Source organism: uncultured Acetatifactor sp. (assembly GCF_948601915.1).
GTDB lineage: Bacteria > Bacillota > Clostridia > Lachnospirales > Lachnospiraceae > Acetatifactor.
In genome coordinates this window covers 1-8857 of the sequence record NZ_CAPDXS010000185.1, presented here as the reverse complement: position 1 = coordinate 8857, position 8857 = coordinate 1, and the positions used below count along the sequence as shown (strand labels likewise).

The following is an 8857-nucleotide window of genomic DNA, read 5'->3' as shown; positions in this document are numbered from 1 at the left end:
CACATGATTACATTAGGCAGCATTCAGCGTTATGCAGTATACCTGGTAAAAATACCACCCCAGACACTCGCCAAAGTGCAAAGGGCGGTTTTTTCACACCGTTATAAGGCCAAATCAGCCGTCACTCAATGTGGCGATTCCCTCATATGTCTTCCATATCCCCTTCCCCAGGAACTGCCCGCTGCGGTCTTTCTCGTACCGGGGCGCCTCCAGTTCCGGGAGCCCGGACAGGCTGCCGTCCAGATACAGGCTCAGGCGGTATACGGCCGTCTCAATCCGTGCGCGCAGCCCCCCGTAGCGGAGATCCAGCCGTGACCAGCCAAAGGGGGAGCAGGTCTGCATCCACTGCTGTCTGTGGGCAATCCGCAGCTCCTCCACCCTTTCAAGCAATTCCCCCAGCTGCTCCCCGTCCTTTTGAAGGGCAGCCCTGTCCCTGTCTTTATAATGCCGATGAAGCCCCTCCCCCAGAGCGGCCTTCAGCTCCAGGGTCTTCGCAAGCAGGAGCGGAACCCGTAAGAACCATCCCTCCTCCCCTGCCTTTTCCAGATCCGCCTCCAGCAGCCGCGCCGTTTTCCCATAATGCGCGTCCAGTCCAAGCCCCTGCAGATCCCCGTCGTACAATCCCTCCAGGGGATCCTGCCAGAGAAGATATTTGGACGGATTGGGCGGCCAGCGGTTCTCCGGATTGCTGCAGGGAACCGCGTCCAGGAAGCCAGCGTCCGTGAACCACTCGGCGCATGACCTGGTACATGCGGCAAAGCGGGCGTCCAGAACCTCACGGCCCACCGGCCCCTGGCGATAGGCACTCTCCGCGTAATACTGCATTCCCAGAAGCCCCAGCCAGTCGCAGCACTCCCCACCGTCGTCATGCCACAGGCAGCCGTAGGCCATGGGCACTTGATATTTTTTAACCGCCTCAAGGGCCGGCTCCGCAGTCCGGAACGTGAACGGGTAATTCACGCAAAAGGAAGAGACCGAAAGCAGCGGCCCCGCATAAATGGCATTTCCCATATCCCGGTGCCTCTTCATCATTCCGTCCAGCAAATCGGGATCCCGGGAATAATAATCCCAGTAGATTAGCCCCGCATCCCCGGGCACCCGGGCGCATATCCCCGGATCCGGCTCCTCCCCGGGATCCAGATAGACATGCCTGGGGGAACTGTATGAAAACAGCATGTCGCTGTAAAGGGCAATCTCCAGCCCCCTCTCCCGAGCCAGGGCATGCACCCGCCGGAGATGCTCCAGGAAAATATCCAGGGGCTTACGGGCTCCGTTCCTCTGCCTGTACCGCCCTTCCCCCAGTCCGTGGGTCTCGTCCATGCCTACGATGACCATCCGGCTCCTCAGGCACTGGCCTATTGTTCCCAGCATCTTCCCGATCAGCTCATAGGTCTTCTCTTCTCCCACCAGAAGGCAGGAGGGGCTGTCCTGCACAGAAGCGTATTCGGGAAACCGGAGCACCTTTTCCATATGTCCCAAGACCTGTATGGAAGCCACTATGCTGATGCCGTACAGATGCGCATAATCGTCCAGCTGCCGCAGCTGTTCCCGGGTATAGCCTCCCCGCATATAGCCGAAGCGCGGCTCCCCCTCCAGCTCATACACATCCTCCATGTACAGGATCAGGCAGTTCATCCCCATCAGCGCCATGCGATCCAGAAGGGCTCTGAGAAATCCGGGATTCGGCACGCTGTTCCGGGAGGCATCGATCATGACGCCGATCCGGGGGATGTACATTTCCTCTTCATGCCGGAACTGCGCCCTTCCCGCATTCTCCCGCAGTATCCCCAGAGCCCGGAACAGATGGATCCTCTCCCGAAAGCCGATCCGGCACCTGCCGCCCTCCACGGCGATCCGCAGCGCCGCCCCTTCCCCGGCCGGCAGCCTGAAAAGTTCCATCCGGATTCCATCTGCCCATCCTCCCTGGAAATAAAAAGGGGGAAGCCTGTGTATGGCGCATGAAATATCTTTGTCCACTATTCCGTTGATTTCCCTGAACATTCTATCCCCTCCTCCAGTTATTCCGTCTCCGCCCATATCTGTGGAAAAACCGCAGGCTCCTTCCCACAATCCGTCTTTTCCCGTACTGAGCCTCCGGGCTCTACCTGCCGCCTCCGATCAATACTTTCTTTCCGCGGAAGGCGAAGCCGTACTTGCGTATGCTCCCTTCGGGAATCCCCTTCTCCACAAGGGCTGCCGCGTAGTTCTTCTCCTCTATCTGCCGCAGTGCTGCTTCTACCGTGTCGGAAAGTTCTTTTTCATCCTCCGCGTCCTGTACCTTGAATTCGATAATAATCGCATCATTATTGCGATTATTTGTTATCGCATCCCTATTGCAATTATTTGTTATCCCCTCCAACTGGCAGCCATTTGCAGCGCCGCCGTCTCTCAGCTTCGGCTCCAGCACCACATCATAGCGGCCGAAGCCACTTTCCCGGTTAGAGGTGATGGCATAACGGTTGTTCAGGTCTACCAACAACCCTAAGACGAATCCATGATAGAACCGTTCCGGCTCCGCGGCCTCAGAGGGCTTGTTGCCTGAGTCAAGCCCAACAGCATAGCTGCTGGGTCGCGGGCAGTCGCCAAGGTCAAACAAGCTTGACCTTGGCTCGTTGCTTACGCGAAAGCTGCTGAATGTAGCCAACGCCACCTTGTTCATGTAATAGTTCATAGCTTTCAGGTCATCAGCCAGCAGCGCCTTGATGAAATCGTTATAACTCTCATCCTGCTCCGAGAACCAGCCCCGGATCATGTTCGTGAACATCAGCCGCACTTCCCGGTTCGTCAGGGTCAGTTCATAATACCAGCAGTCTTCCGCATCCGCAAATTCCATCCCAAGGACTTTCAGATAGCCGCTTGCAAGAAGGAGGCTCCAGACAGAATTTCTCTTGGTGTATAGCTCTCCATAAACAATCTGCTCATCTATCTCCACCCGCAGCGTCTCTCCCTGCATCAGCCCCTCAAGCTTTTGCTTGATTTCCCTGCTCCCCTCCCGAATCAGCTTTCCCACCAGGCTGTTGGAGCTGGAATTGGCCCAGTAGGTCGTGACTTTTTTTTTATCCAGAAAATTCAAGATAGACCATGGGTTATAAATATCTGACCGATTCCCAAAGACAAAGCCATCATACCAGCTTTTTACTTCCTGTTTCCGGCCAGACAGCCCGAACTCATCCAGCGCCGCAAAGACCTCTTCCTCCGTAAACCCAAAGCTGTCAGCATACTTCTCAGAAGTGGTTGTCACAACTTCAAGATTATTCAGGTCGGAAAAAATAGATTCCAATGCTTCGCAAGAAGCTATGCTGACACGGGTGATTCCGGTCATCACAGCCCTCTCCAGATAGGGATTTGTCTTAAAAGTAGAGTTGAACAGGCTCCTGGTAAAGGAGACAAGTCTGTCCCAGTAGCCGTTCACATTTGCCTCCTGCATGGGGGTGTCATATTCGTCCAGCAGGATAATCACCTTTTTTCCGTAATACCGATACAAAAACAACGCCAGATAATGGAGGGCCATGGTGGCATCCTCCTCGTTCATGTTCTCTGATACCCGTTCGAAGTATTCCTTTTCATTTTGCGCCAGCAAATCCCCCTCCAAAAGGAAACGGTTCTGCATATACAGATCCCTCAATATCTGACAGATCCTGTAACGAACCTTTTCATAGGCATTCTCCTTCACATTGGCAAAGGAAAGGCTGATTACGGGATAGGTACCCTGCAGCGCCCTGAATTCTTCCCTTTCCCACACCGAAAGCCCCTGGAACAGCTCTCCCTTTCCCGCATGCTTTATGGAAAAGAACAGCTCTGTCATGCTCATGTTCAACGTCTTTCCGAAGCGTCTCGGCCTTGTTATCAGCGTCACGCTGTCCCCGCTCTCCCACCACTGGGAAAGGAACGAGGTCTTATCGATATAAAAGTATCCGTTTTCCCGAATCGTCTGAAAATCCTGACAGCCAATAGCAACCGTCCTGGCCATTCTGCACCTCCTTATCCGTTCCATAATCGGTATCCTCAAAATTCCACTGTCCCATCATAAAATCACAAGTAAAAATCATCCTTCTATATCAACATTGTAGCGGATATCCCCCATTTGTTCAATCTATTTTTCCATGAATGTCCCTGCAATCTCCCTATTCGGCATCCTAAAAATCCCACTGTCCCGCCATATGATTACAAGCGACAATCATCCTTCCATGTCAACATAATAACGGAACTCCCATATTTGTTCAATCTATTTTCCAAAAACATCCCTGCAGCCATTTCTGAAATTATCGAATATCAATAAACTTTTATTGACATTCATACCCTTCTGTAATATTATAAAATGCAAATATCCAATATCAGGAAAATACAGAATCAACAGATTCAGAAAGGATAAAACTATGTCAGACAAAAACAAGAAATCAAAGCTGAAAGAGACAATAAAGAAAAAGCCCCTTCTGTCCTCAGTCATCGTCACGCTTCCCCTGGGCCTGGCGGGCGCTTTCCTGGCCTGCATGCCCACCTTCCTCAGATCCGGCGACCCTGCCGCGGAAAAGCTCCTTGCCCTGCCGATCTCCATCCTTTTCATAGGGTTCATGCTGGCCGCGTTCGTCCTGTATCCCCTTGTCCTGACGGGAGCCGAGCTCTACCTGCTGTTTGCCCTGGCCATGAACCCCGGGAAGGAGCATGCTCGGCACAGGATATTCGACATCGTCACGGTGCCCTTAGGCCTCATGTACAGCCACCTCTATCTGGGCCTGATGGATGTGAAGTTCGCAAGCAACTGGACCGAGCAGCTGGCCAATTCCCAGCAGCATACGCCGATCTACACCCAGAGCACATTGACCGTCTGGGTCATCGCCCTGGCAGGCTTCGCGGGATATCTGACAGTGAGCTTCCTCCCCATAAAGAAGACCCCGCCCCTCCTGCTGGTGCTGGGCATGTCCGCCATGTACCTGGGCACCATAGAGAGCATCGTCTGGGGCGTCCAAATCTATCAAAATCCGTTCACCAGCCTGCCGCTCCTGCTGCTGCCACTGAACTGCATCCTCATCACCGCCAGGACGATCCTGACCAAAATCCGGGAATGGGAGCACATCCCCCATGAGATGCACAAAATCCATAGAATCCCCTTCCTCCAAAGCTGCAGCCGTATCCTGGACAACGCAAAGGTCTGGCCTCTGGCAGCGTTCCTCCTGATGTGGCCGCTGCTGGGCATCCTCATAGCCATCCTCGTCCTCTTCGGCCAGGCGCCGGATTCCGTCATCCGAGCCTGGACTGAGACCAGCGGCTGGAACCTTTCCAGGCGGGTTGCGCCCCAGAACGTATACTACGACGAGCACTATCTGTGCACGGTGGCCGCCGGAGGGCACCGGAAGGTCGTGAAGCCCCTGCGCCTGGGGATACGGCACGGGCATGAGGTCATCGTGAACAGGCAGCTCTGCGTGGCCAATGCCTTCGAGCAGGTTCTGGAGGAAAGGACGCCCCGCTTCCACAGAGCCCTGCGGAATTTTTATGATAAATACGGCTTCCCGGTGGCAAGATGCATCCGTTCCCCCTATGTGGCAGACCTGATCTATTATCTCATGAAGCCTCTGGAGTGGTTTTTCCTGGCAGTGCTGTATCTGACGGATGTGCGCCCTGAGGACAGGATTGCCGTACAGTACATGGGGGACAGATCAAGATCCGCGCTTTCCCCAGGATGCCGCTTGGGGCATCTCCACGGTAGCGGGTCGGAATGCTCCTGTAGTGATTCGTAAGGGTATTGCTGACGCAGACCCGCAGCTCATTCCTCCCTTTTTCCAAAAGCGGGGTCAGGTCAAAGCGCCATGGCGCGGACACCCTGACCCCCGCCTCATGCCCGTTCACGGATACTCTGGCGGAGGCTGAGATATCATCTATCTCCAGGACCATTCTCCGGCCGATTTCCTCCTCCCCTATCTCCACTGTCTGGCCATATACCGCCTTTCCGGAGTAAAATGCCAACCCGTCGATTTCACCCCAGTCTCCGTATTTCAGCCTGCCCTCTCCGCAATATAGGCGAATCGGCTCCTCAAAGCACGCTCCCCCACTGCATATTCCCCAGCTCTTCACCCTGATTGTCACCGTGGACATCCTTTTGGTGAAAGCGGTGGGATAGACCGCCAGACGGCTTTGCAATCCGGGTCCCGCGGCTTCCCCCTTCTCCTCCTGCCTGGCCGGGCTTCCGTCGATCCACACTTTTGCCTCGCCGTTGACAAGCATCTCCATCCGTTCAAGAGCGGGGGGCGCTTCGAAACTGAACCAGTCATATGCCCCATCCGCCCCCTGAATCAGCCCGTCCATGGGAAGCAGATTCTTCTGCGCGTACCACCTCATGCTCAGGGGATATTCCTGCTCCCCAATCTCCCCTTCCGCAAACAGGAGATAGGTACGGCCAACACCACGATAGGCGGCGACCACCTGATGGTCTCCCCGGGAAAGGCGGAGCTTTTCCTTCAGATCCATCACCTGCACGCCATCCACGAACAGAAATTCCGGCTCCATATCACCGTACAGGATATCGGCTTCACAGTCCCCGCCGCAGCGCACAGTCGTAGCGAAAATGTATCCCGTCCCATCCTCTTCCCGGACGTACTCGGTACCTGTCATGGTTTCCTTCTTTTCCCCCATTACCAGGAACGCATCGCTGACGCTTCCCTTCAGGCCATGATATCCTTGTACCCCCGGGTCGTCCCATTTTCCGAACCGCATGGAGACCTCATACGGAAGGAAGCCCGCCCTGTCGCCTCCGGCAGCCTTCGCCACGGCATCCAGATATCCCTTCCTGTCGGCGAAGGGTCCTTTTTTCAGATAATACGGGCCGAAGCCGCATCGGCACATGGCGCCCCCGTCCAGAAAGCCTCCCGGCTCCCTGCAATCAGAACGAATCCAGCGCATCGCGCGTACCTGCGGCCCCACCATCTCATCCGAGGCGGGAAGGCTGTAATCGCCGAAGCGGTTGTCCAGGCAGGGGAGCAGCGAGAAATCCCATTCATCCGACAATGGCAGCTCCCTCCTTTCTTCCGGAAGCTCCCTCCACTGCGGAAGAGCTTCTGCCCTGCGGGAAAAGGAAATCAACTGCAGCTCGCTTCCGGAAAGGGGAAGCCTGACGAACAGATACTCCCCCTGCTCCCTGGCCGGGACTGCATATCTTTTCCCGTCATAGGGATTCCAGAAAACGGGATTCCCTTTCGCATGGAAGCCGTATTCGTCCCCTGCCTTTCCGCCATAGACCATGTAGAAGTCCTCGCCCTCTATAAAACGGTGGAGCATATATTTCTTTGCATCCGTCCCGGCCGGAAAAATCACATCTGCCATGAGCCTGGCCCCGACCATATCCGCAAGCTCCTCCACCTTGACGCCAAAGCGTATCCTGCCCAGGCAGTGCCGCAGTTCTTCCGAATCCCAGGAGTCGCCGAAGGACGGGGGCTCCCCGATTCCCCATACCATGCCGCCTTCCGAGCAGAATTCATCCAGCTTCCGCATCACGCCGATCCTGACTGTCCTCATTTCAGGCAGGATGATGATCCTGTAAGCTTCCCCCTGCTTTTCAAGCCTGCCGTCCCGGATTTCCGCCTCCAAAACGGATCTGTGGTCGATGAAGTCCACGTCAATGCCCTTTTCATACAGGCTCCGGACACTGTCAAAGGCTGTCTGCGCGGCCCTGTCCGCCTCTATTCCGCCCTCCGCCGCCATCACCGGATACAGGACTGCAATGTCGCATCGATGCACTCCCTGGCTGAGCATATAGCTCATCCTCTCTATGGCGCGGAACGCGTTTCCCATATCATCCCAATACGGCATGTGATAGGTATTGCAGGGAGGAGCCCACTCCCACCACCCTCCATGGGTGGAATAATACATGCCGTGCACCGACAGGAGATTATGTCCCATCACGAAATTCCTTGCCACCGCGTCCATGAACTCGCTGCCGGACGTCCCCCAGCCGCTTCCGTAAAATCCCTCCAGCCAGGTGCGCTTCCTTGCGTATAAATGGGAAATGGAGCTGGCCACCTTATTTTTGACGATATCGGAAGCCAGATTGGGCTGGTCGCATCCCGGCCCCTGGTTGAACTTCTGGGTCTGGAAGTAGTCGCCGAATTCCGTCAGGTCATATCCACGGCCGCCATGGTCGCAGCCGTAGACCATATTTCTCTCCTCATGCCAGTCGTATACGACTTTAAAATAATTTTCCTCCTCCCTGGATACAATTACATCATAGTAGTCAAGCCTTATTTTTGCAAAATACGGTTCATATTCCCCAAAAAGGCAGGGAAGATAGTCGCATATGTCATACCCCTTCCGTCTCCGGAATTCCTCCTGGAAAATGGCATCCCACAGCTTCCCGGAAATGCCGAAATTCAATTCGTCGGAAAAGAAGAAGTCCAACGCCCTTCCGCACTCTCCCGGCGCGTGTTCCTCAAACCTTCCGAAAAAGCGCCTGCAAACCTCCTTTCCCGCCTGAGGATGCATGGGGTTCATGGAATATGGCTGCTGCTCTGCATAGACGATGACGATCGTGGCATCCTCCATCCCCGCGAAAGCGGCTTCCTCCCGCAGAGCTTCCAGGCTGATTCTCCGCATCCCCTTTTCTGTTATGATATGGACAGACAACATGCCGTCCGGAAAGTCCCGGCCCTCCGGCCTTCCCCCTTTGACGGCTATACGCTCCTCCTTCAGCAGCCAGCCTGCCATATCCGGGTGGGCGGAAAGAATCTCATCCGTATACCATCCCTGGCCCGGACTTCCCAGCGTATAATCCGAAAGGCTCACCGAAATCCCTTCCTCCTTCCCCCTGCCCAGGAACCAATCAACTACCCCGGTGCAAGCACTCAAGTACTGTGAGCGGCTCCTACGTCGC

3 protein-coding genes and 1 pseudogene are annotated in these 8857 nt (G+C 55.2%); 1 reads left to right on the top strand and 3 read right to left on the bottom strand.

Going from position 1 to position 8857, the window contains the following annotated elements; all coding sequences use genetic code 11:
* Nucleotides 1-114: 114 nt before the first annotated feature.
* Together Q2B33_RS21725 and Q2B33_RS21720 are read right to left on the bottom strand one after the other, a co-directional pair.
* Nucleotides 115-1899, bottom strand: coding sequence for a family 20 glycosylhydrolase (locus Q2B33_RS21725; protein ID WP_300805263.1), 1785 nt, complete (start codon nucleotides 1897-1899; stop codon nucleotides 115-117).
* A 202-nt stretch (nucleotides 1900-2101) separates the two neighbouring features.
* Nucleotides 2102-3970, bottom strand: coding sequence for an AAA family ATPase (locus Q2B33_RS21720; RefSeq protein WP_300571239.1), 1869 nt, complete (start codon nucleotides 3968-3970; stop codon nucleotides 2102-2104).
* A 406-nt stretch (nucleotides 3971-4376) separates the two neighbouring features.
* Between Q2B33_RS21720 and Q2B33_RS21715 the strand changes: the two genes are divergently transcribed.
* A complete protein-coding gene (locus Q2B33_RS21715; protein ID WP_300571242.1) occupies nucleotides 4377-5735 on the top strand; it encodes a DUF6688 family protein in 1359 nt (452 codons plus the stop codon).
* A 16-nt stretch (nucleotides 5736-5751) separates the two neighbouring features.
* Here the strand turns inward: Q2B33_RS21715 and Q2B33_RS21710 are convergent.
* Nucleotides 5752-8469: pseudogene (locus Q2B33_RS21710) on the bottom strand (glycosyl hydrolase); the annotation flags it as partial.
* Nucleotides 8470-8857 lie beyond the last annotated feature (388 nt).